This window comes from Vallitalea pronyensis (genome assembly GCF_018141445.1).
GTDB classification, from domain to species: Bacteria; Bacillota; Clostridia; order Lachnospirales; family Vallitaleaceae; genus Vallitalea; species Vallitalea pronyensis.
Genome location: NZ_CP058649.1, coordinates 2,567,896 through 2,591,105, shown reverse-complemented (window position 1 = coordinate 2,591,105; position 23,210 = coordinate 2,567,896). Strand labels below are relative to the sequence as shown.

Below are 23,210 nucleotides of genomic sequence, written 5' to 3'. Positions count from 1 at the left end.
ATACATCAATCTAACTTAGGTTGAAAACCTTGATGTTGAGCATAATATATTGGCGTTGTATACATAAGATTTGTATCGTAAATTCCAGCAGTTACAATGCCATGTATAAGGTTTTCACCAGTATCGGATCTCCAGACAGGCCCACCACTATCTCCGCCATTAATTGCATTAGTACCACTTGAATTTTGCAATGGAATACTATACAATCCACTAACTGTATATGTAGTAAACAACCCAGCGGTATAAGAAATACGCAAGCTAGTACCTGTTACATTTCCCCATGCGTATCCTGTTCGAGAACCAAACTTATATACTGTTGTACCTACAGGTACTGAAGAATATGTACCTGTAATTTGTCCACCTTGCCAAACATCATTTGTAATTGTATCAGATGATGTTATGTCAACTATTGCAAAATCACCTAAACTTGAAACCCCATAATTGCTAGAATCAGTATTAGCTTGTTGAAAAACTACTTGTCCAATACGATGACTTTGCGTTTTATGCTCTATATATGGGTATCGTGGTGAGAAGATACCTACTTTTTCATTTCCATGACCACATGTTAGTATTGCATCATTACCATTATAAGTTCCACATATTCCAATAGACATAAATCCGCCAGAATCTTCATTATAAATCCTGTCCCCACCAATAAGAGGAGCTGAAGCTCGTGCATATGTTCCTTCCTCAAAAATGACAAGCGAATCTTTTGTATAAGTTGTAGCCATTTTATCTAAATCTTCTTTTAACACAGCTATTTTATATCTATTATCAATAATATCTACTCCGTCCGATACGACACGTACTCCAGAAGCATATAGTTTATCAGCTATTTTTTTTTGCGATATTAACTCATCATATGAATGCTCAACATATATAATTTGAATATTAGGACTACTTTTTAAGTATGATAGAATCTCTTTATCGGCAAATTCACCAGTTAATTGAACCACTAACTTATTATCCTTATTAATATATTCCCCTGCATAATGTTGTGGGTATATTGGAACTCCATAATTGTCCTTTTTGAAAAATCCAATTAGTTCAAAATATTCTTCAAGAGCCTCAGCTTGATTTTCCATAGCTTCTTGAATTTCCAATGGTATCATTTGATCAAAAGTATGGTTATCGCCAAGAGAACTACTAGAGCCAAAAATTGTTATACTAATTGAGCATAAAAGCGCAATGACTAAAAATGATGATAATATTTTCTTAAACATAATAAAATCCTCCTTTTGTATCCTTAATTTAAAACAAACATTTTTTATGAAACATTATATAACCATCTGAATCACCTCGATTTTTTGAATAAACACCCGATTTGTAGATAGAACTTTGCATTATTCAATTTATAATTCATTATATCAAACATATCAAAAAAATTCTATCAATAAAGTTGATGAAATACATTTTAACGATTATGTTGTCTTTAAATGAACAAAATAATAACCATAAAAAAATGACAGACACCTAAAGCTTGGCGTACTGTCATTTTTCTTTAATATATATAATTATTAAGTTAATTGGCTTATTTTTTAAAAAAAGAAACATAGTCAAAAGCAGTCACGAGTCTATTTTTATTTCATAAAACCCAGTGTTTGCAAGGATTTAAGCGATTCTGTTTACTACTCCCACTCTACTATAGTAGATTAATTAGTAGTTGTAAATACTTATATCTAGTTGATTTTATGTAATTATTACGTGTGTTTTTCTTGGAAAATTTAGCTTATAATTATTATTAGAGCCAAAATAGAACCACAATGTATGATTTGGTGGGAAATATTAATAAATAATTCTATAGGTATTATGATACAATTATTTACTTAAAACTAAAGCTTGTTAGGGTAGCTCCTATTAGTTATTGCCCTGTATAAGTACCTGTTCATTTAGAATACAGTAATTCAAGAATCGAAAGACCTTAGAAACCAAAATATTTGATTAAAAACTCTCTAAAAATAAACCCACCGACCTCTCTAAGTGCATGAAGATTTACTAGTGGTAATTGCATTACGACTCCTATATCCGACTTATCTAATTGAGGATTGCTTACACCTCCATAGTATGACCTATTACTAAAAAAATTACCCGAATGCACATATGCACTTCTTTTTTTGTAATATTCATCAATTGAGTTTTTATCCATGTACCCACCCGAATAATTTTCAATTAATTTTATTACCTTTTGTCTTATTGAATAGATATTTTGATTACATTTTTTACATTTAGTAACACTAGAGTCCATAATAGTTGATAAAACTTCAAATGATGACATATATAGCATATTAGCAACTTCATCAAAAGATAGATCATACTCCACAGGCTTGAAATCATAGTGATCAATGTTATAAATAAAACTCGTATACTTAGTTGCTGTATGAAAGAGTCTACATGCGTCAAGATACTTCTCCAAATCTTCATTGTAATCCTGTCTTATTATTTTATCTATCACTGCAATACTACTTTCCATTATTCTCATTCTATTATCAATTATAGGGTATGTATCAACCCAATTTTTGCTCACAAAATCATTATGCCTATCGCTATTAGGTAATTTTTTAACAGTAGTTGTTGTGTAAATCACATGACTTGTTTGAGTAGATAAGAAGTCTATAACTTTAGTATTTATCTTGGCTAATACACTACCAACATCTTTATCATCAAATCCTTCAATTGCAAAAATAGTAGAGAATTTTTTACCGTGATTCACTATTTCGAAATTTCGACCTATGTAATTATCAATTCCAGCTCCAATTGAATTGTACGTCATGTAACGGTAGGATAACTTGATTTCCTTACTAAAATCTATAGCTTCACTAATTAATTTTATAAGTGTATCAAAATCACTAGATTTATCGCCCCCAGAACCTACTGATTCAAAAATTAATTTCATAATACAGCCTCTAATTTTATATTTAACTTTAACTTTGTACAAACATGACAAAACTGGACTTGCAACAAACCCTAATTCAACTATTTTATTCTTAGAATCTCGATATGGGAAAAATTGCCACCCCATTTTCTTATTATCTCTTAGCTTGGACCATAGTGATCGTAAAAACATATTTGATTCTTCTACCGTATTATAATTAATTTCAAATTCCATCTATTACCCCTTAAAAGAATATCGTCTATATGTTGAATATATGCTTGTTATTTATCGTTAAAATCCAATGATTTATATTAGCTGGATACCAGCTTCCATCTTTTTTAAAAAGATTAATCTTTTTACCTTTGTTCTTATCATGTAGATAATCATTAACTTATCTCTAAAAACATAGCCAAATCTTGACTATAACTCATTACATGTCTTTTTAAAACTATTGTATCACCATTATCAATAACTTCCTCTATATTAAATATAAAGTAGTACCTATAATAGTGATTAGATAGGTATGAAACCTTTAAATACCATGAATTAACCCTCAGCTTATAATTTTCACACTGGTCGAAATGCCTTATTTTTAAGCATAATTAGATTATACCCATACTCATCAGCCTGATCAATAACTAACTCGTCTTCAATGGTTATACCAACAATAACTTGTACGTTAGCATCAGCTAATTCATGAATTAAACTACGCACATCATTATTAATTGCCTTTTGCTGTCCAGGTTCGTCAAAAACCATGAACCCAATATGTCTTCCATCTTTAGATGCTATTTGACTTAATGCTAATTTATATGCCCATATTGATCTAATATTATCACTTGCCGATGAATCATATTTTATATCAAAACCATTTACCGCAGGTGAATAACTACTATTATTGAAATCTAATTCAGCTTTATCGAATTTAATACTTTCAAAATTGAATTTAAGTAAATAACTATAATATAGATTTCGTAATAAGGTAAGCTTTTTCTTATCTTCTATTGAATACATATCGCTAGGTATTTCATTTAGTTCTTCAATAATTAATTTCCATTCTTTGATTAATTCAACGTAATAATTCGTGACCTCTAACACATATGATTCTAGCTTTAACATATCTTCAATTTCATCCTCTATGCTAATTTTTTGCCGTATAAAACTCTCACTTGAATTACTTGTATTAGTTATATATTGACTTTTTAATGCTCTAATTTCTTTTGAAATCGAACTAAGTTTTATAGTTTTTTCTTCAATAAGGCTTTCTGTATCTAATAATTCTTTTTTCTTATTATGTAATGAAAACTCGAACAACTCTTTTTGGGATTTTAAGTAATTTATATTCTCTTCAATAGACATTGTTTTTGCATCAATGTCATTTGGTAATAAGCTGTCATTGATTGTTTGACTACATGTGGGACATACACATTTTATAATGCTCCAGTTTTTAACGGATCCATACCTAGAGATTTTGAGCGCATCTTTATTATCACTAAGATCATTGAGTATTATACCCAGTCTCTCTTCTATTACATTCACGTCATTTCTAAGATTGCTTAATGACTGTTTGTTCTCTTTTATCAATTTTTCAACATTATTATATTCTTCTATTAACTTAGTTAATCTTTTTGTATTTATTTCATCAATTTGTTCATCGAAATCACACTCTAATTGTTCATTAATTGTTCTTAGTTTATTTTCCACAATTTCTTTATATGTTGCAAACGATATTAACCTATTATCGTATCTTTTAAACATCTTCAAATTTGGATTATCCGTCATTGGATTTTTGGCAATTCCTTCTAATACAAATCCAGCTGACGTTACTCTTTCATATAATCCTACGTATTTATCTTTCCATTGTGCTTTAGCTTCCTTTTCTCTTTTTTTAAGAGCATAATATTCTTTCTCTAACTCTAATGTATCAAAAGCTAACATATATTCAACTATTTTTTTCCGACTCTCTTTAATTTTATACTTATGATTTAACGGAGCAATTAAATCGCCCCACCCTCTCTTTTGTTCTGTAAAAAAAACCGGGGCTAGTGCCTGAAGGTACAGTTTAACCTCCTTACCATCATAGGTATCTACCATTGGTAGCTGCCAATCTAAAAATTCCTCAAGATACTTGTGAAATCCTCTTTTATTAGTAGCTGCTCCTCCATCGTGTACATACATATCTTCATAGTCTATATCTTTATTTAGACTATTATCTAAATCGCCCTCATACACAGATACGAGCTTGTTATCTCTTAGTGAATTTTTAATTGAACGCCTTATTGTTATATTCTTAGACTTTTCATTTTCAATTTCTAAATATACATCAGACTCAATAACATTATAATCCACATTATTGTATTCCAATATAGATTTTAGAGAAGGTTTTAATGCTTTATCATTTTGACCTGATAAAATTTCTTCTAGTCCTAATGCGTAGAACATACATTCAATTATTGAGCTTTTTCCTTGTGTGTTTTTACCATCTGTACCAATTAGATTTAACCCCTCAGTAAATGAGTGATCTGCACCAAATCGACCGTTATTCGTTTGAATTATTACTTTTATCCTATTTATCTTCATGTGAAGTACCCCTATCTACTTTATACTTAGAAACTTATCAGTTACTTTTTTCCCAAATTTACTTAAAAACTCTTTATCTCTAACCATTATTTCTAGGTCTTCCATTAAACAGTTATATAAATTTTCGCCTTTATTAGTAACAAAAATTTTTCCATCATTTCTCTGATTGATTATTCCTTCCGCAAGACCATAATTAATAGCACGGTTCAATGCCGGCTCCATACGAATGAATGGATACTTGACCAAAACCTTATTTTCAAGAAAATAGACCAATCTACTCATTTCTTCATCTGATGATAATGCACTCGACAGTACATGTAATTTTAACACAGAACAGTTACCTGTTCTATTTGATAGGTTTATTATCAACACAATTTGAGATAATTTATATATTATTCTATAATTATAAGGCACCGGAATAGGTTTTCGTTCAAAGAATATTTCATTGATTTCATCTGATATAATATCTATACCCATACTCTTTCCTCCCGCCTATTTAAAACTCATTGGACATTCTAATAACCAACTACTGACAATTTGATTTTTTAATGCATCAATCATTTCTGGTGAAAAAGGTACACTAAATTCATTAGTTAACTTTTGTGAGAATTGATTCGTAATTTTTTCAAATAAATCCTTGTTGCTTATAGTATCTGGGTTATTCAGCAAACACTCTATTTCAACATTTTTTTCATGATTATTTTTTATACGCATAAGTTTTTCATAGCTATCTGGATGTCTTTCTTGCAATTTATTTAATGCTTCATAACCCCTTAAGTAAAATTCCATATAAATACCAACAACTTTATCTATGACTTCTTTGTTATCTGGCATTAGAACTTGGATTTTTTTATATATATTTTTTACTAAAAAAGACTTACAAAATGACCAGTCCCTATTCCCCTCATATTTAACTGTATAGTTAAGCTGATAGCTATCATTATTATGTACAAGATGATCAATTTGTTTCATAAATGCTTTTGCTTCTAAAATCTGTATATCAAAATCCTCTGATATTCCTGTATGCTTCTGTTTTAGAATTTGTTTCTTTTTTTTATTACAATGTTCAATTAGCATACGGTTATTAAAATAAGGAACAACAAAACACCATTTACGAATTGACATGCAAATATATTTTTCAACAAGAAGGTCTTTCGTTTCAATTAATCTTTTCAAATCGTTCGTTATTTTTTTACGCATATGTGTGTACATATCATCTGCAGTATAGTCAGCATCAGGACAATAACATTGAAATACTATTCCATCTTTAGTATATCCCTCTATACCCAAGTCGCCTTTATACTCTGCTGGTATACGTGTATATCCCTCGTCTTCATACTTCATATAAAAACATCGTTGACATAGATCTTCCCATGAATCTCCTTCAAATTCCCCAAAACTCATTTTTATCAAATTATAACGCTCCCTTGTCATTATTGTATATAACATCAATATCAATTAATCTAACATTTAACTTTGTATTATGTAATGCTCCTATTGAAATACAAAAGGTATCATGGTCAGAACAACAATAAACCTCTACAAACCCGAAAATTCTCAAATAGTTTTTTACAACTACTTTTTTATTTTTATAATAAAAAATTGGTTTCTGTTTTAATTTTTCTTCAAAGTCTAGCTTATCCATTATATCACCATCTTACAAATCGTTTATATTCTTAATATATCTATCAAAAATTTCAATAACATTTATATCTTATAATATGTTGATTAATATCTTATAATTACCTTCAATCTTGATGATATTCTATTTTCATTACAATATTTTTGTAATATGGTGTTAGTATATAAGTGTGGACACGAAAAGTTTAACACGATAAAATGTTTATAAGAAAAGGAGTGTTAAACAATGTCCAAAACAGGTAACAGATATTCTGATGAATTTAAGCAACAAATTGTTGAGCTGTATAATGCCGGGAAACCCGTATCGGCATTAAGTAGTGAGTATGGCGTAGCAACAGTAACTATCTATAAGTGGATTAATAATCTTTCTCCAATTAAAGTTTCTGAGGATGAGACAATGTCCGCTAAAGATTATCAATCAATGAAAAAGCGTATTGCTGAACTTGAGATGGAGAATGAAATATTAAAAAAAGCTACCGCCATATTCGCAAAAAAACACTAAATGAACTTGTCAAATTCATTACTAAATATCGTGAAAAATATACTGTAAAGCTTATATGTAAAGTGTTGAAATTTCCTAGAAGTACTTATTATAAAGCTCTACTTAGTGTGCCTTCAAAAAGAATACTTGAGCGTCAACAACTTCAAGAAGATATTTTGAAAACATATTATAAAAGCAAAAAACGCTATGGTGCACCTAAAATTCACAAAATGCTTTTAAAAGATGGAAAATCTATTAGTTTAAAAAGAGTTCAAAGATATATGGCTTCTTTAGGAATACGTTCTATCGTTGTCAAGAAGTATAAACCACTGTCTTCAAAAGCACCTGTCATGGAACGTGAAAATCTATTGAATCAAGCATTTGATGCAGATACAATTAATCAAAAATGGTGTACTGACATCACCTATATTCATACGATTAAAGATGGTTGGACTTACTTAGCTTCAGTAATGGATCTCTATAGCAAAAAAATAATGGGCTATGCGTATGGACAAAAAATGACCAGTGATTTAGCCATAAAAGCTGTAGAAAATGCTTGTTTAAATGTTGAGGATACATCGGGTATTATCATCCAAACAGACCTTGGTACTCAATATACAAGCCATCAGTTTATGAACTATATCGCCAGAAAAAACATGCTACAATCATTTAGTGGTAAAGGTAATCCGTATGATAATGCTTGTATAGAATCTTTTCATTCGGTGCTTAAAAAAGAAGAGGTACATCATCACCATTATTATGATTTCAATATTGCTAGTAAAGCAATATTTGAATATATTGAATCCTGGTACAACAGAGAAAGGATTCACAGTGCAGTTAATTATATGACACCTCAATCAGCTTACGATGCTGCTTAGGGTCAAATAGAAAAGTTAAACTTTTTGTGTCTACTGTATTGACGTAAGTCCAATAGGAATAACTACTTCAAAACAAATTTCTCCACAGAACAAATTTACTAAATCATGCATAGAAAAATTATATAAACAAAACTATTATAACAAATTTTACTATATTGTAACATATTTAGTTATATATGAGAATATTTTTTTAATTAATTCACTTAATTTCACATAACTATGCGCAAAAGTCAGCTTATGCGAATAACAGGGTTGTATTCATAGCTAAAACTTCGTGAATATGGGAATAAATAAGCCAATTAATGAATAACCATACACAATACCATCAAATATTAGTATATATATTCACATACAATGTATGTATATAGTGTATATTATACGATGGATTAACTCATTACATGCAGACTGTATTTTGGACAGTCCAAAATTGTATTGTCCTATACTCCTGCAATTATGGTTTGGATTTGCATACTATGCCTATCCAAAGTAAATATAATATTAGATTTATCCACTGTTCTAATAACTTCCCTTTAATTTTCAAATTTTTCACGCCCTGTGAAAATTACCTTTGACACTCGGTCTTTTACAGATACCACCTTATTTTACACATGTAGGTGTTAGCCTATCTTTAAACCTTAGCAAATACTAGTATTTCTTAGTGTCATCGTTGCGATTCGTTTGGTTTTTAAATTGGTGGTAACGTATGATATTTACTTGATTTTGACTACTGTTACAATCTATTTAGAGCGTTCCAAACGTTCGGAACGTTCCATTCCTTTTTACCCTTACCAACCAAGACAATTATCAAGAACTTACAAGGATTTACAAGGGTTACTGATAAGTAACGTTACCATTCAGCGTTACCATTTAACTCATTTCACAGTCATATTCATACCACATTTTACAACACCATCATGTCCACTTATGGGAACGTCTTAATGTCAACATTGGTCAACATTCTTAATTGCAACGTTGCAATAGGATAAACGCAACGTTGCAAATAGAAATCGGCAATCGATTGCGAATCTGATTAGATTTTAATGAGAAGCTAATAGCTTTTTTAGATTAGCATTTGTTAGCATAATAGTGCATTTTATTCCTATCTGTTACCTTACGATTTCTTACGGTGCTCTATCACAATACCTTAGGTGTACAACACATAATACATAGTATTTATCTTTGTATCATAAATGAATGGCATAAAAGCATTAAAGAAATAAATTATTCTGTAAAAAATATAAGCAATAGTGTATAATAGTCTTGAAAGTAAGCAATTATGCAGGGTGATTTGGCGATACTCCCACAAAAGATAAGGGGGTGACGCCCATGTCTACATTTGAGACGTTATCTCTAATGATATTATTTGCGATGCTAGTCATCGCCATCATAGATACGGCAAAAAAGACAAAAAAATAATCACACCTGCCTGCCAGTAGGACTGTGATTATTTTTTCACTTTATAAAATATGATCGCCAATTGCTCGGCTAATTGCTTACTTTTTCTTAATACCGTTTTAAACAACTTTGATTTACCTTAATAATACTGGAGATACTATATTATATCAAGTAAGACATACAATGTCAACACACCGTCTTTGCTTTTAAATATTAGACATTATTCAGTATAACCGTTTACAGATTATATAAACACGACTTCATATTTGCTTTTTAAACCATTTGAGATATCAATCTCTCCTATATTATACACGTCTCATAATACAGTAAATCTATATGCCTCTAAAACTTTCATTTATATCTTTATTTTTCATTTTAATAGCCTGTCCTATATGTTATAATGTTTTGGTATATAATGGATTTAATCACGTGTATTCGTTGTTATACCATCAATATACTTTACGTCAATAAAAAGGAGACCTAAGTCTCCCTTTGTAAAAGTATGTATTTTAATCATCTAAGCTTTGTAATAGCATAATAGCATTATTAATAAACTTCAATGCATCCTTAAAACCTCTCTCATACATATGCTGATTCTCAAACCATGCTACCCAATTAATATTTTCTTCAATCGCTAATCCTGCCTTACCAAGCTGCTTTAACTGTTCAAAATATAGTTGATTACGTTTGGTATGATATAAAGATTTATCTATCTCTTTTAATTCCTTTTCAAGCTCTGTTACCCTGTTTTCTAGGTACATTTGATAATCTCCCATACCTAAGTCTCTCATCATCTTTTCTATTGATTTTTCAAATGTTTTTTTAGCCATGCTTTCATCCTCCTGGTAATTTTAATTTGATTTTATGTACCAGGTAAGCTATAATAATATTTGATAAGAATATGGTTTAGCCTACCTGGTTAAATTATGAGGGTCACATTACTGGTGTGACCCTTTTACTATACAGCCTAACTTAAGAACACCTATACTTTATTGCTCCCATAGCCACTTGAAAATTTTGTTCATCCAATCCATAGAACATGTCCAGTACGGTTGTTTTACTATCTCCCTCATAATTGTTGTACAGATTAAAGGCTAATTCTAACAGATTCCTACTACTCGTACAAAGGTCTATATCTTGAAATGCTTCTGTCCTGATAACTCCTTCCTCAAAAGTCATAAAAGGATTGTATTCCCTTTTCTCTTAGATTCTTACAACCTGCTATGATGTAGAATAGAGCATATCTTTCCACATCATGAATTGATGTATCGTCCTTATCTATGTATTGATTGAAAATTACCTGGTGGTTATTGTCTATGAATTTCATGGGTGAGCCTCCTATACTGTATTAACAGATGTATCTGTCCTTTCTTTGGTTTATTTCAACTCTTGTTACCATTACCTTCCAGCAAACAGTATCTGCTTTTCTCTCGTTATTATTTATGTCATCGACAAGTCTTTCAAAATCATCAGAATAAGGATCTATACTTTCAATTTTTGATTCACAACAACGGATCAATAATCTTAGTCTTCTCAGCTCTGACTCCAACTCAAAAAAGAATTGCTCTAATTCCTCTTGTTCCAGGTTCTTAATATGACTAAAAAATCCTTTAATCGCTTTCATGTTATACCGCCTTTCTATTCTAAAGGGAGGTGTACAATGTATCCATTTTTTCTATATATATACATATATGCGTATTATGCGGGTCGGGTATATGTATATCCCTTTAATTAAATATATTATATAAATAACTATTTTTGTTCACAATGTATACCGCCCCTATTCAAACCATTGATTTTACTAGATTTGTTTCAGTTGACAATACTGTGAACACTACTATAAAAATTGTCTACTTTGTTCACAGCCACTTTATAAAAGTGTTCACGGTTCAATTTAACTTTGTTCACTAATTCTAACATACCCCCTTTGGGTCTTGTATCCTTTAATTCTTAACCTCCCCCCTGACTTTGAATACGGCTCCCATCCATCTATACAGGCTAATATTTTCTTAATATCCCTGGACTTTTGATTTGTTAAGTCTTTTTCTTGACCGCCAAAACACTCTGTCCAGATTTCCACTGCACTAACCCTTTGTCTTTGCATAGTCCCTTTATAACTCTATCTGTTTTACACATTTCATACCAATCGGTAGGTAATAGAATATCAAGGTACTCTTCAACCATACTTACTCTATCATCTACCTCTCTGTGTTCTCTTTGTATCTCACGAGCAACTTCTTCTAAATCATTAGACAAATATAGTTTTTCACCTTTTTGGTATAGATATAGTGCCTCTGCCCATATCTGATCTACTTCATTATGTGTCAAATCATCGAAAACGTTCTTGGTCGATTCCTTGTAGCCACTATCTAGAACCCACCATCTCCTATCGCCTGTTTCATCTCTTAGAAATTCTCTTGTATTTGTAGTACCGAAAAACACACATTGTCGTGGAAAATTTTCTGTTCTTTTTCCGTAGGATACTCTATACCGATCTGTAGTTTTGGATATGAATTGTTTGACTGTATTAACCTCTGCTTTCTTTAAGCCCGTTAATTCACCGATTTCAACTAACCACACACCTTGTATTAAATCATATGTATCCTTGTTAATATTTGATAAATCTATCCCCTTCTGCAGACCAATCCTTACCGAGTTTTCTGATTATAGTACTTTTACCTGTTCCTTGATTACCAACTAGTGTAAGCACGTAATCAAATTTACACCCAGGTTGTAATACCCTTGAAATACACGCTACTATAGTTTTTCTTGTTACAGCTCTTGTGTACTTATCATCTTTAACCCCTAGGTAATCTATGAATAAAGTATCTACCCTTTTTATTCCATCCCATTCAAGGCTATTTATATAATCTTTTATAGGATGAAACGCCTCTTTATTTATAGCTGATTGCCAACCATCACGTATTTTTTGAACTCCTGATACTCCCCAATGCTCTTCTAAATAAACTCTCATTTCCCCCTCGTCAGAATCTTTAAGATACGAGTTATGTTTCTCTAATTTCCGCCAAGGTAAATCTTTAAATTAAACTTCACGCTTAGAGAATTTATCAAACCCTACCGTACCAATTAACATGGGGTCATTAAGTGTAATTAGCTTAATATTCTTAGTAGTATTCTTAATCCTATTCTTATTATCAATATCAAGATTCTCTGTCCAACTAGTATCAAGTGTCTCCTCTTCAATTGTTTCCCCTGTGAAGTCCGTTATAGCCGATTTTATCTTTTCTCTACCTAATTGCTTCTTGATTTCTTTATTCTTAGATACAAACTCTTCCATGGCTTTATACGAAGGTAATTTTGCAACAGGCGTACCCTCTTTAGCATCTTCATCCTTTAGACCAAATAGATGTATCCTGACAAGGTCAAAGGCATCACACAGCTTACCACTAGATGGGTCCGTACCGTGATGACTGAATGCAAACTTGTCATCATATACAACGAGCCCTGCGGCGGTGCTACCACCCTTATACGTATAACGATTCTCCATACCGCACGCTTCGTAATCATCCTGTAAGTACTTGTCTATGGCTTCATGGATGGTGTAACATATACAAAAAGCACCTATAAGGTGAGGCTTTTCTAATGGGTCCCCTTGCTTCTTCATGTTCCTAGCAACGATTTTGTCTATACGGTCAGATATTGGCCAGCTACTACTATCCTTCCAGTCAAAATACGTATTAAGAACCTCATCAGCATCAAGCCATGGTGCATCAATCTTTTGGAATAGGTACTCTCCATCCCTTGAAGTAGATGGAAAGTACATGAGCCTTGAAGGTTGAAACGTCGTATCATCAAAATCATTAATGCCTAAATCCCCGGCTATCCGTCTCGAGATAGCCTCATATTCATCTGTGAATACTGGACGATTTAAAGGAATAACTAACCTAAGCTTTGGGTTATCTGGTGTATGCTTGTGCGTACTATAGATAACTGCTGAACACCCATACAACATGTCCAGAGTCTCTAATAAATCATTGCCGGCTTTTGCATGGTCGATGTCTAGGGTTATGATAGACCTGTTCTGTACACTATCAGCCTTTCTAACACCTTGACTAAGATAACCACCCACATAAGCTCCTACGTCTTTGATTTCACCTTGACGGCTCTTAGGACTGGCCATATACTCGTTGTGCGTCTCTGCTGTCCTCGTGGTCTCGCTAAGCCTTCCTACGAACTGCGACCATAGTATCTCTTTATTTTTCCATTTCTTCTCTTTACGGCTTCGTCCAACCGCTTTTGATATGTTTCCGTCATGTTTCAAAGTTAATCACCTACTTTTATTAACTAGCTTCACAATAGTACTTTTCGTAGAAGAATTTACGTGAAATCTTTCCTGCTACCGTTATATAGCCTTTCGACTTCAACTCTTTATTAAGATATCTAATAACTTGATAAGCCTTTGATTGACCTACACCTAATATCTCCATAACGTCATTTACTGTTAGATAACTCATATAATCAACTCCTTCTCCTCAATAACTTTTGTAACCCATTAGGTTACTAGCTAACAAAAAAAATACCCATTGGATTATCAATCTCTAAAACTTCTATTAACTGTTCAATTTCACTTATCCTAAAATCACCTTTATTATTCAACTTTGAATTAATCGTTTTTACAGTAATTCCTAAGATATCTGCTACCTTTTCCTGAGTTAATCCCTTCGCTACAATTCTTCCTTTAAGCTCATTTACTAATACCACCTTATCACCTCGATTCGTCACTTAATATGTTACAATAGTATCATTACTTTTTGTCACTTGTCAAGAGATTTTTTGCGTGTTTTTTAATTTTTATGTTGCATATTAGGTGATTTATGGTATACTAATTCGTATGGAGGTGATAGGATGGCTCTTAATGATAACATTAAAAAGAGAAGATTAGAATTAGGCATGACTTTAGAAACCCTTGCCAATATGGTGGATACAACTCGTCAAACTATTCAAAGATATGAAAGTGGAGTTATCAGCAATATCCCCCAAGAAAAAATTGAGAAATTGGCTATTGCATTAAAAACTACACCCACTGCTCTTATGGGTTGGGATCAAATCTCTATGCGTGATTGGTACTACTTAGAACAAAAGCTTGCTCAAATAGGACATACTATACAAGGAATTGAATCGGAAGGTTACTTATGGCTAGAATACCCCGATGGTGTGTTAGAAATAAGTGAAAAGGATTTAGCTGAACTCGATAAAGCAACTACTTCCTTTTTGAAATTTAAATTAGCTGAATTGAAGGAACAAAATATAAAAAACTTTAAAAAACGAAAATAAGATAACAAAAATCGCCCCTGTTGGAGCAGGAACGATTTTCATAGAACAACATCATCCAAGGGACAATGCTAGTCCAACACATGACTATTATAGCATTTAACCCCTTGAATAACAAGGAGGTCATTAATATACCAGCATACAAAGATAAAGAACGTAATTCATGATATGTTCAATTCTATTATACTAATTGGACAGGTGAAAAGAAGAAAAAGAAAAAAAGAGGTTTCAAGACTAAACGTGAGGCATTGGAGTTTCAACGAGAGTTCATGAGCAAGCAGACTCAAAGCCTTGATATGACATTTAGTAGTCTTATTGAGTTATATTACGAAGATATACAAAGTCGATTAAGACAATCAACTATTGAGAATAAGAAGGTCATGATTAACCTTAAAATACTTCCATATTTCAAAGAGCTGCCACTTAGTAGCATAACTCCTGCTCACATTAGAAAATGGCAAAATAAGTTACTTAAAGAGGATTATGCAGATACTTATTTGAGAAGTATCAATAATCAACTTGTAGCCATCTTTAATTTTGCAGTAAGGTATTACAATCTAGCTGAAAACCCTTGTCACAAAGCAGGAACTATAGGCAAGAAGAATGCTTCTGAAATGCAGTTCTGGACCCGTGAAGAATATAACCTGTTTATACCGTCCGTGCAAGATAAGTCACTTTCATGCATAGCTTTTAAGGTTTTATATTGGACAGGTATTAGGATAGGTGAATTAATGGCACTAATGCCCCAGGACATAGATTTTGATAATAAGCAGCTATCAATCAATAAGCTCATATCAACGAATTAATAAAACAGATGTTATCACAGAGCCTAAAACACCCAAGACTAATAGAATAATCGCCTTACCTGACTTCTTATGCAATGACCTGCAGGACTACATCAATAAACTGTATGGGTTAGAACCTCCTGACCGTATATTCCATTTTACCAAACACTTCTTACACCATGAAATGAACAGAGGTTGTAAAAAGTCTGGAGTCAAAAGAATACGTCTACATGATCTAAGACACTCCCATGCATCACTTCTCATTGAACTTGGATTCTCTCCAATACTCATAGCTGAAAGGCTAGGTCATGAAAAAGTTGAAACTACTCTTAATACTTATTCCCACTTGTACCCAAACAAGTAAAATCAAGTAGCTGAAAGACTTCAACAATTACAAACAGAGCCAAACTAGAACCACAAGCAAAATAATAAAGCCCATAACCCCCATTTTATAAAGGTTACAGGCTTTTCTTTATTATTCCCACTCAATAGTTGCCGGCGGCTTACTCGTAATATCATACACAATGCGATTCACATGACCCACCTCATTCACAATTCTAGTGGACATCTTCTCAAGTACATCATATGGAATACGCGCCCAATCAGCTGTCATACCGTCAATACTGGTTACTCCTCTAAGCGCAATGGTGTAATGATACGTACGTTCGTCTCCCATCACACCTACGGATTTGGAATTGGTTAATACCGCGAAGTATTGCCAAATCTCTTGGTCAAGACCTGCATTTTTTACTTCCTCACGGAAAATATAATCTGCGTCTTGTAAAATCGCTATTTTCTCTCTGGTAATATCACCGATAATACGTATAGCTAGTCCTGGACCTGGGAAAGGCTGGCGACTTACTAAGAATTCAGGAATATCAATGGCACGGCCCACATTTCTAACCTCATCTTTAAAGAGATCTCTAAGAGGCTCAATAATTTCTTTAAAATCAACGTGTTCAGGAAGTCCACCAACATTGTGATGACTTTTAATAACGGCCGCATTTTTCGTACCACTCTCGATGACATCAGGGTAAATGGTGCCTTGAACTAAGAAATCAACGGTTCCAATTTTCTTCGCTTCTGCTTCAAACACACGAATGAACTCTTCACCAATAATCTTACGCTTTGTTTCTGGGTCGCTCACACCTTCAAGTGCGTTGATGAATTGGTCCTGAGCATTTACACGAATGAGATTCATGTCGAATTCTTTCTTGAAAATACGTTCTACATCATCACCTTCGTTTTTACGCAGTAAACCATGATCCACAAAAATACACGTTAACTGCTTACCAACTGCTTTATGAATAAGTACCGCTGCTACAGATGAATCTACGCCACCTGATAGAGCACATAATACTTTTTTATCACCAATTTTTTCTCGTAATGCTTTGATTTGCTCCTGTGCAAAATCATCCATAACCCAGTCCCCTGAGCAAGCACATACTTTGTATAAAAAGTTTTGAATAATCTTGGTTCCTTCTGGTGTATGAACAACTTCTGGATGGAATTGAACAGCATATAATTTTTGTTCAGGTTGAACCATGGCAGCTACTGGACATGTTTTGGTGGTTGCTATGATATCAAAACCTACTGGTGGTTCACTGATATAATAGGTATGGCTCATCCAACAGATCGTTTCTTTTTCTACATTTTCAAATAAGAGGTTGGTATCATCTACTGTTAAATCTGTTTTACCATATTCTCTGTGTTCCGCTTTTTCAACTTGTCCCCCAAGAACATAACCCATTAATTGAGACCCGTAACAGATACCTAAGATTGGAATACCACTTTCAAATAACGCTTTTTCAACCATAGGTGCATCGTCTTCATAAACAACACTGGGACCACCTGTAAAGATGATGCCTTTTGGATTCTTTTCTTTTAATGTCTCAATGGGTGTGTCATAAGGCATAACTTCACAATACACGTTGGCTTCTCGAACACGTCTGGCTATCAATTGGTTATACTGACCACCAAAATCCAACACAATGACTAATTCATGCTTCATAGATGTTTTCCTCCTAAAAATCATTCATATATCGTTTTTATAGGTTATCATTATTTAAAAATAATACATTAGATTACTTGCCACTGTCAAATCTTTTTTAGTTTTTCTCTAAAAGCTTCTATAATAAGAAATATTTATAACGTTATTTGTGCATTTTTTTGTTTCTTCTAGTATAGGTTGCTTACTAGGCAAATAGTAATATCCAGAAAATGCTGCGTTTAGCATCGACTAAAATAGAAAGGACTGTTTCTATACCATCGTCATATGTTAATTGACCCTACAACGATTGTAGGAAGTACCTAGAAACAGTCTTTTATCCATGCTATTAACTTTTAATGCTGCCTGCTGTTACACTCTCAACAATATGTTTCTGTGCAAAGAAATATAAGATTATAACGGGTATAATACCCAAGGTTAATCCTGCTAAGGCTAAATGCCACTGCTTCGTGTACTCACCAAAGAAATAGAAGATTCTTAGTGGTATGGTATGGGTCTTTTCTGTATTGATGGTTAAGGATGGTAACAAATAATCGTTCCATATCCATACCATGTTCAACATGGCAACTGTAATGGATATGGGTTTTAGTATTGGAAAGATAACGTGTATATAGGTTTGTATACTATTACACCCATCAATGGTCGCTGCTTCATCAAGACTTCGAGGAATACTCTTAATAAAACCATGGTATAAGAATATGGATAAACTGGACCCAAATCCAAGATACATAAAAATAATACCCGGTATATTCAGTAGATTAAGATTGCCCATAAAGCGAACAAGGGGTAACATAACGGCTTGGAATGGAATCAACATGGCTGCTATGAATGCGTATAAAATAATGTTTGCCATCTTATTATTGGTTCTTTGAATCATCCATGCTGCCATGGAAGCAAATACAACAATCACCACAATACCGATGACGGTAATGGTAAGTGAATTTCTAAAAACATGTAAGAATTCAAGGTCTTCCCAAGCTTGAATGTAATTGTCAAAGTTAAATTCTTTTGGAAGGCTTAAGGTACTCATAAAGAGCTGTTTCTTGGTTTTAAAGCTATTGGTTAAAATAATATAAAACGGAGATAAAAAGAGTAAGCCTATTATAATGCCTATAAAGGTTATGATCACTTTTTTGAGTCGCATTACATCTCCACCTCCCCTTTCTTAGATAGATACACTTGAATCAACGAAAAACAAGCAACAACCACAAAGAGTATAATGGCTTTGGCTTGTGCCTCACCCATGTTATTAAACTTAAAAGCCGTGTTATAGATATTGAGTGCAAGCATTTGGGTTTTATTCTGAGGACCACCAGCTGTTAAGGAAAGGTTCTGGTCATATAGTTTGAATGAATTGGACAGTGTCAAAAACAAACATACCGTAAATCCAGGACGAATAAGTGGTAAGATAATGTGACGCAACCTGGCTAATCCACTGGCTCCATCAATCTGTGAAGCTTCAATTAACGACTTTGGTATATTTTGAAGGGCAGCTATGTAAATAATCATCAGATAACCTGCCATTTGCCAAGTCATGAGAATAACCAATCCCCAGAATCCTGTCTCCCGATTAGTTAACCAGCCATATAGCCATGTAGCCCCTGTGGCTTCACCAATGGATGCAAAAGCTTTTACAAAAATAAATTGCCAGATAAAACCAAGAATAAGTCCACCAATGAGATTCGGCATAAAAAAGACCGTTCTCAAGACATTCTGCAATCTAAACTTACGCGTGACTAAAATAGCAAGGCCAAAACCCACTAAATTGATGATGATAACAGAAGCGATTGTAAAGACAGCTGTAAATAAGAAAGAATCTTTGAATAAAGCATCTGTAAATATGGCTTTATAATTCTCTAATCCAATAAAGGATATATTGGATTTAATACCATTCCAATCTGTAAATGAATAATAAATACCCATAATAAATGGTATGATGACTGTAAATGTGAATGCTATAAAACATGGTGCTATGAATCCATAAAATGCTAATTTACTACGTTTCACTTGATTACCTCCTATAACCAATATGTTTCCCTGTTGTATGACCGCATCTTGTAATATGTTAGACATTTATATGATTTACAATAAAGTTATACTCTTACTATATCCATTCTGTATTGCAAAATCAATATAAAAGCTTCATATTATAAAAATTTAACATGTGCCGTATAAAATAATAGATTTATATGTAATAATAATCATTTAAAAAATGGATACGCCTTCTTAAATCATTATTATTACATTACTTCTCAAGATAACCTCAGCTTTATAGCTATAGAAGGGACTGTCTCACAAAAGCAAATAAACGTTAATACCGTCCTACTATTTTGCTTTTATGAACAGCCCTTCTTCATTACTTATATGACATAACTCTCATTTATTCATCCCAGTACATTTTACTATTTTCGATCGTCAGCCCAAGTCTTTTTAGCATTCTCTATCACTTGTTCCCAAGTTAAATCATCTGCTAAGTATCCTTGGATGTCAGCTCCTAATCGATCCATTCCCCATCCAGAAGGATAACCCATGAATACCCATGGCATTGTTTTTCCTTCATTAGAGAATCTTAAGATATCATTAGCTAAAGGATCTTCAAGTTTTAAATCATCACCTTCGTATCCTCTTAAAGCTGGAATAAATTTAAAATCATGAATGATACGTTTCTTACCTTCATCTGACGTGTATAACCAGTTCAAGAAATCTTTTGCTGCTGCTTTCTCATTATCACCTATGTTACTGTTAATGGACCAATAGAATGGAATACCAACTGGAATGGAGTCTTCAACCACACCTTCTAGTGGTAATGGCAATAAACCAGTATTTGCAGCTAATTCTTCATCAATACCAGCAATACTTCCATATGCCCAGTTACCTTGTTGAATAAAGGCAACTCTACCAAGTGAGAACATTTCTTCTACTTGAGTTGAATAATCCACTGCATTCAGTGAACTCTTCTTACCATCTGGTGTATACGCATAATCTGCTTGTAAATCAACAAGTTTCTTCCATGCATCAGCATGAGGCATTGTAATTTCTTTTGCATCATAAGCTTCTTTTACATTAGCAAACTCATTTGAAAATTGAATATTGGAAAGATGTAAGCCAGTAACCCAAGTTTCTTTTGCCGGAAAAGCAAAGACTGCTTTTAATCCTAACTCATCCTTCATACCATCCATCTTCTTAACGGCTTCTTCAAGTGCTGCAAAAGTCGTAATAGACATGGGGTCAATACCTGCTTGATCAAGAATCGCTTTGTTATAGATAAGACCATAACCTTCTTGGTTAAATGGCATACCTAGAATTCTTCCATCTAAAGTAACAGAATCCAAAACACCTTCATATGCCATATCCACCCATGGTTCGTTAGATAGGTCTTCTAATTTCTCTTCCCAATCAAAGGCATCTTGTAAACCACCGATACAATAGATTGCTGGTTCTTTTCCTGAAGCAAATCTAGATTTTAAAGCTGCACCATAATCATCTCCGCCTCCAACCGTTTGAACATTAACGGTTACATGAGGATTTGCTTCTTCGTAAGCTTCTGCCGCTGCTTCAATAGCATCTTTAGATTCTACTTTGTATTGGAATATATCAACGGTTACTTCTGGTTTTTCTTCAGGCTCGGATGCTGGTTTGTCATCTTTATCGTTATTATCTTCTTTATCTGCTTGACTAGAATCTGCATTGGTTGCTGGTTTGTCTGTATCTTCATTTTTCTCTGCGCCACATGCTGTCAATAAGAATACGGCTGTTAATAATAAAGCTAAGGATTTAAAGATTTTGTTTTTCATGTTATCTACCCCTTTTCTTATTAGCGCAATCGCTTGCGCGTTTGATATAAAAGTTAATTATAGGCTTACCTATAATTATAAAACTATACTTTTTTCTCTGAGTTCTTTATCGGATGGAATCCTTATTTAGTCATGATTATCAAATAAATAATTTATCATTTGCCGATGTAAGGATGACATATGCCATCGTGATTCTGTATGATAAATCACTCATTGATAAATTTTATGCAACCGTTTGCGTCACAATTGCAGTATATCACGTTCATTATAAATTGTCAACAAAAAAATCATGTTAAACCAAGCTTTAATTTATTAACTGTCCACAAATGTTGTTATAATGGAAGCTTGGCAAGCATTTTCCTTGCTTTTGTTTCTTTAGTACGCTATAATGTTTGTACAAAATGAAATAAAAAGGATGTGTACTCATGCCTGTGACAATCAAAGATGTTGCCAACCGTGCAAACGTTTCCCCCTCGACTGTATCACGTGTTATCTCAGATAACTCTCGCATCAGCGATGCTACCAAGGAACGTGTTCGTGCAGCAATGGCAGAACTCAATTACCAACCAAATCTTATTGCACGTAGTCTAACAAACCAAACAACACATACGATCGGGCTTTTATTACCTGGTTCAGATTCAGATCTCTTACTTAACCCATTTTTTGTTCAAGCCATGCGTGGCATTAGCGCATACGCTAAGAAAAAAGGCTATTACATTCTCTTTACGCACGCTGAAATAGAGGAAGATGAGGTGGATGTATTAACGGACCTTGTAGGGAGTAAATGGGTAGACGGTATTATACTGACTACGGTAAAAGATAATGATAAGCGTATTGCTTTTTTACAAGAAAAAAAGCATCCCTTTGTTGTGATAGGTCGACCAGATGACGAAAAACTTACCTATTGGGTAGATAATGATAATGTGAATGCCATGTTTGATGTTGTGGATATGCTGATTAAAAAAGGGAAGAAAACCATTGGTTTTATTGGCGGTTCTCATGAGTTTAAAGTAACCAAATACCGCTTGCTAGGCTATCTCAAAGCTTTAAAATCCAATGGTATAGACATGGACCTTAACCTCATATATGAGAAAGATTATACAGAAGAAGCAGCTTACGAAGCCACAATGGATATACTGGGTTATAAACAACCAGATGCCATTGTAACAACCGATGATTTAATTGCATTTGGTGTCCAGCGTGCTCTTCATGAAAAAAATCTTGACCAAGTTTCTTTAGTTGGATTTAACAATACGTTGTTATCTCAATATAAAACCCCTAGTATAACTTCTGTTGATATTAATGCTGAAAAGTTGGGTATGTTTGCCTCTAAGCTCCTTATATCACAGATTGAAAAAGAAGCCATTGAAACAAATAACTATATCATTAATACGAAATTAGTTGAACGGGATTCCACTAAATAAAAAGCGCGTATCAAAACGCTACCCTCGCTACCTAAGAGGAATTGGCTAAAGTTTTGATAC

The 23,210-nt window shown here is 33.2% G+C and carries 23 protein-coding genes and 1 pseudogene; 5 read left to right on the top strand and 19 right to left on the bottom strand.

The window, feature by feature from the left end; genetic code table 11:
- Window positions 1-5: 5 nt before the first annotated feature.
- The 6 genes from HZI73_RS10770 to HZI73_RS10745 all read right to left on the bottom strand — a co-directional run bounded on the left by HZI73_RS10770 (window position 6) and on the right by HZI73_RS10745 (window position 7,097).
- Window positions 6-1,223, bottom strand: a complete 1,218-nt coding sequence (locus HZI73_RS10770) for a trypsin-like serine protease (protein ID WP_212698236.1) — start codon at window positions 1,221-1,223, stop codon at window positions 6-8.
- Window positions 1,224-1,921: 698 nt separating this feature from the next.
- Window positions 1,922-3,106, bottom strand: a complete 1,185-nt coding sequence (locus tag HZI73_RS10765) for a hypothetical protein (RefSeq protein WP_212698235.1) — start codon at window positions 3,104-3,106, stop codon at window positions 1,922-1,924.
- Window positions 3,107-3,439: 333 nt separating this feature from the next.
- Window positions 3,440-5,452, bottom strand: a complete 2,013-nt coding sequence (locus tag HZI73_RS10760; protein ID WP_212698234.1) for an AAA family ATPase — start codon at window positions 5,450-5,452, stop codon at window positions 3,440-3,442.
- 15 nt (window positions 5,453-5,467) lie between these two features.
- The gene (locus tag HZI73_RS10755; RefSeq protein WP_212698233.1) at window positions 5,468-5,929 is read right to left on the bottom strand and encodes a hypothetical protein; all 462 of its coding nucleotides are present in this window, start codon (window positions 5,927-5,929) and stop codon (window positions 5,468-5,470) included.
- A 15-nt stretch (window positions 5,930-5,944) separates the two neighbouring features.
- Window positions 5,945-6,865: a hypothetical protein gene (locus HZI73_RS10750; protein WP_212698232.1), complete on the bottom strand. Its 921-nt coding sequence runs from the start codon at window positions 6,863-6,865 to the stop codon at window positions 5,945-5,947.
- Window position 6,866: 1 nt separating this feature from the next.
- Window positions 6,867-7,097: a hypothetical protein gene (locus HZI73_RS10745; protein ID WP_212698231.1), complete on the bottom strand. Its 231-nt coding sequence runs from the start codon at window positions 7,095-7,097 to the stop codon at window positions 6,867-6,869.
- A gap of 222 nt (window positions 7,098-7,319) precedes the next feature.
- On the opposite strand from HZI73_RS10745, the gene HZI73_RS10740 reads away from it, so the two are divergent.
- Both HZI73_RS10740 and HZI73_RS26865 read left to right on the top strand, forming a co-directional pair.
- A protein-coding gene (locus HZI73_RS10740) for an IS3 family transposase (RefSeq protein WP_246552452.1) occupies window positions 7,320-8,452 on the top strand; the annotation gives its coding sequence in 2 pieces (ribosomal slippage) (window positions 7,320-7,566 and window positions 7,566-8,452; 1,134 coding nt in all).
- A gap of 1,326 nt (window positions 8,453-9,778) precedes the next feature.
- Window positions 9,779-9,868 (top strand): putative holin-like toxin, encoded by a 90-nt coding sequence (locus HZI73_RS26865; protein ID WP_408648281.1) that lies wholly within the window; start codon window positions 9,779-9,781, stop codon window positions 9,866-9,868.
- Between the two features lie 488 nt (window positions 9,869-10,356).
- Here HZI73_RS26865 and HZI73_RS10735 read toward each other — a convergent pair whose 3' ends face one another.
- The 9 genes from HZI73_RS10735 to HZI73_RS10695 form a co-directional block, all read right to left on the bottom strand.
- A complete protein-coding gene (locus tag HZI73_RS10735) occupies window positions 10,357-10,677 on the bottom strand; it encodes a hypothetical protein (protein WP_212698230.1) in 321 nt (106 codons plus the stop codon).
- Between the two features lie 142 nt (window positions 10,678-10,819).
- Window positions 10,820-11,026, bottom strand: coding sequence for a DUF6075 family protein (locus HZI73_RS26690; protein ID WP_212698229.1), 207 nt, complete (start codon window positions 11,024-11,026; stop codon window positions 10,820-10,822).
- A complete protein-coding gene (locus HZI73_RS26685) occupies window positions 11,016-11,174 on the bottom strand; it encodes a DUF6075 family protein (protein WP_212698228.1) in 159 nt (52 codons plus the stop codon). The genes HZI73_RS26690 and HZI73_RS26685 overlap by 11 nt, the downstream gene beginning before the upstream one ends.
- Window positions 11,175-11,195: 21 nt before the next feature.
- The gene (locus HZI73_RS10720; protein WP_212698227.1) at window positions 11,196-11,471 is read right to left on the bottom strand and encodes a hypothetical protein; all 276 of its coding nucleotides are present in this window, start codon (window positions 11,469-11,471) and stop codon (window positions 11,196-11,198) included.
- 410 nt (window positions 11,472-11,881) lie between these two features.
- Window positions 11,882-12,460, bottom strand: a complete 579-nt coding sequence (locus HZI73_RS26680) for a VapE domain-containing protein (protein ID WP_330619757.1) — start codon at window positions 12,458-12,460, stop codon at window positions 11,882-11,884.
- Window positions 12,456-12,821, bottom strand: coding sequence for a VapE domain-containing protein (locus HZI73_RS26675; RefSeq protein WP_212698225.1), 366 nt, complete (start codon window positions 12,819-12,821; stop codon window positions 12,456-12,458). The genes HZI73_RS26680 and HZI73_RS26675 overlap by 5 nt, the downstream gene beginning before the upstream one ends.
- Before the next feature lie 69 nt (window positions 12,822-12,890).
- Window positions 12,891-14,129: a hypothetical protein gene (locus HZI73_RS10705; protein ID WP_212698224.1), complete on the bottom strand. Its 1,239-nt coding sequence runs from the start codon at window positions 14,127-14,129 to the stop codon at window positions 12,891-12,893.
- A 19-nt stretch (window positions 14,130-14,148) separates the two neighbouring features.
- A complete protein-coding gene (locus tag HZI73_RS10700) occupies window positions 14,149-14,322 on the bottom strand; it encodes a helix-turn-helix domain-containing protein (RefSeq protein ID WP_212698223.1) in 174 nt (57 codons plus the stop codon).
- 46 nt (window positions 14,323-14,368) lie between these two features.
- A complete protein-coding gene (locus HZI73_RS10695) occupies window positions 14,369-14,590 on the bottom strand; it encodes a helix-turn-helix transcriptional regulator (protein WP_246552450.1) in 222 nt (73 codons plus the stop codon).
- A gap of 123 nt (window positions 14,591-14,713) precedes the next feature.
- Between HZI73_RS10695 and HZI73_RS10690 the strand changes: the two genes are divergently transcribed.
- Both HZI73_RS10690 and HZI73_RS26940 read left to right on the top strand, forming a co-directional pair.
- A complete protein-coding gene (locus tag HZI73_RS10690; protein ID WP_212698222.1) occupies window positions 14,714-15,142 on the top strand; it encodes a helix-turn-helix domain-containing protein in 429 nt (142 codons plus the stop codon).
- A 170-nt stretch (window positions 15,143-15,312) separates the two neighbouring features.
- Window positions 15,313-16,288 (top strand): annotated as a pseudogene (locus HZI73_RS26940) (tyrosine-type recombinase/integrase); the annotation flags it as partial.
- A gap of 111 nt (window positions 16,289-16,399) precedes the next feature.
- Here the strand turns inward: HZI73_RS26940 and guaA are convergent.
- From guaA to HZI73_RS10665, 4 genes are all read right to left on the bottom strand, one after another.
- Window positions 16,400-17,935: a glutamine-hydrolyzing GMP synthase gene (gene guaA, locus HZI73_RS10680; protein ID WP_212698221.1), complete on the bottom strand. Its 1,536-nt coding sequence runs from the start codon at window positions 17,933-17,935 to the stop codon at window positions 16,400-16,402.
- 325 nt (window positions 17,936-18,260) lie between these two features.
- Window positions 18,261-19,076, bottom strand: coding sequence for a carbohydrate ABC transporter permease (locus HZI73_RS10675; RefSeq protein WP_212698220.1), 816 nt, complete (start codon window positions 19,074-19,076; stop codon window positions 18,261-18,263).
- The gene (locus HZI73_RS10670; protein WP_212698219.1) at window positions 19,076-19,939 is read right to left on the bottom strand and encodes a carbohydrate ABC transporter permease; all 864 of its coding nucleotides are present in this window, start codon (window positions 19,937-19,939) and stop codon (window positions 19,076-19,078) included. The genes HZI73_RS10675 and HZI73_RS10670 overlap by 1 nt, the downstream gene beginning before the upstream one ends.
- A 395-nt stretch (window positions 19,940-20,334) precedes the next feature.
- On the bottom strand, window positions 20,335-21,726 hold the full coding sequence (locus HZI73_RS10665; RefSeq protein ID WP_212698218.1) for an ABC transporter substrate-binding protein: 1,392 nt from the start codon (window positions 21,724-21,726) through the stop codon (window positions 20,335-20,337).
- 425 nt (window positions 21,727-22,151) lie between these two features.
- On the opposite strand from HZI73_RS10665, the gene HZI73_RS10660 reads away from it, so the two are divergent.
- Entirely contained in the window at window positions 22,152-23,150 is a 999-nt protein-coding gene (locus tag HZI73_RS10660; protein ID WP_212698217.1) for a LacI family DNA-binding transcriptional regulator, read from the top strand.
- Window positions 23,151-23,210 lie beyond the last annotated feature (60 nt).

Coding starts and splice junctions, on each gene's coding strand:
- HZI73_RS10770 (WP_212698236.1), bottom strand. CDS start 1,223: ATGTTTAAGAAAATATTATCATCATTTTTAGTCATTGCGCTTTTATGC.
- HZI73_RS10765 (WP_212698235.1), bottom strand. CDS start 3,106: ATGGAATTTGAAATTAATTATAATACGGTAGAAGAATCAAATATGTTT.
- HZI73_RS10760 (WP_212698234.1), bottom strand. CDS start 5,452: ATGAAGATAAATAGGATAAAAGTAATAATTCAAACGAATAACGGTCGA.
- HZI73_RS10755 (WP_212698233.1), bottom strand. CDS start 5,929: ATGGGTATAGATATTATATCAGATGAAATCAATGAAATATTCTTTGAA.
- HZI73_RS10745 (WP_212698231.1), bottom strand. CDS start 7,097: ATGGATAAGCTAGACTTTGAAGAAAAATTAAAACAGAAACCAATTTTT.
- HZI73_RS26865 (WP_408648281.1), top strand. CDS start 9,779: ATGTCTACATTTGAGACGTTATCTCTAATGATATTATTTGCGATGCTA.
- HZI73_RS10735 (WP_212698230.1), bottom strand. CDS start 10,677: ATGGCTAAAAAAACATTTGAAAAATCAATAGAAAAGATGATGAGAGAC.
- HZI73_RS26690 (WP_212698229.1), bottom strand. CDS start 11,026: ATGACTTTTGAGGAAGGAGTTATCAGGACAGAAGCATTTCAAGATATA.
- HZI73_RS26685 (WP_212698228.1), bottom strand. CDS start 11,174: ATGAAATTCATAGACAATAACCACCAGGTAATTTTCAATCAATACATA.
- HZI73_RS10720 (WP_212698227.1), bottom strand. CDS start 11,471: ATGAAAGCGATTAAAGGATTTTTTAGTCATATTAAGAACCTGGAACAA.
- HZI73_RS26675 (WP_212698225.1), bottom strand. CDS start 12,821: ATGAGAGTTTATTTAGAAGAGCATTGGGGAGTATCAGGAGTTCAAAAA.
- HZI73_RS10700 (WP_212698223.1), bottom strand. CDS start 14,322: ATGAGTTATCTAACAGTAAATGACGTTATGGAGATATTAGGTGTAGGT.
- HZI73_RS10690 (WP_212698222.1), top strand. CDS start 14,714: ATGGCTCTTAATGATAACATTAAAAAGAGAAGATTAGAATTAGGCATG.
- guaA (WP_212698221.1), bottom strand. CDS start 17,935: ATGAAGCATGAATTAGTCATTGTGTTGGATTTTGGTGGTCAGTATAAC.
- HZI73_RS10675 (WP_212698220.1), bottom strand. CDS start 19,076: ATGCGACTCAAAAAAGTGATCATAACCTTTATAGGCATTATAATAGGC.
- HZI73_RS10665 (WP_212698218.1), bottom strand. CDS start 21,726: ATGAAAAACAAAATCTTTAAATCCTTAGCTTTATTATTAACAGCCGTA.
- HZI73_RS10660 (WP_212698217.1), top strand. CDS start 22,152: ATGCCTGTGACAATCAAAGATGTTGCCAACCGTGCAAACGTTTCCCCC.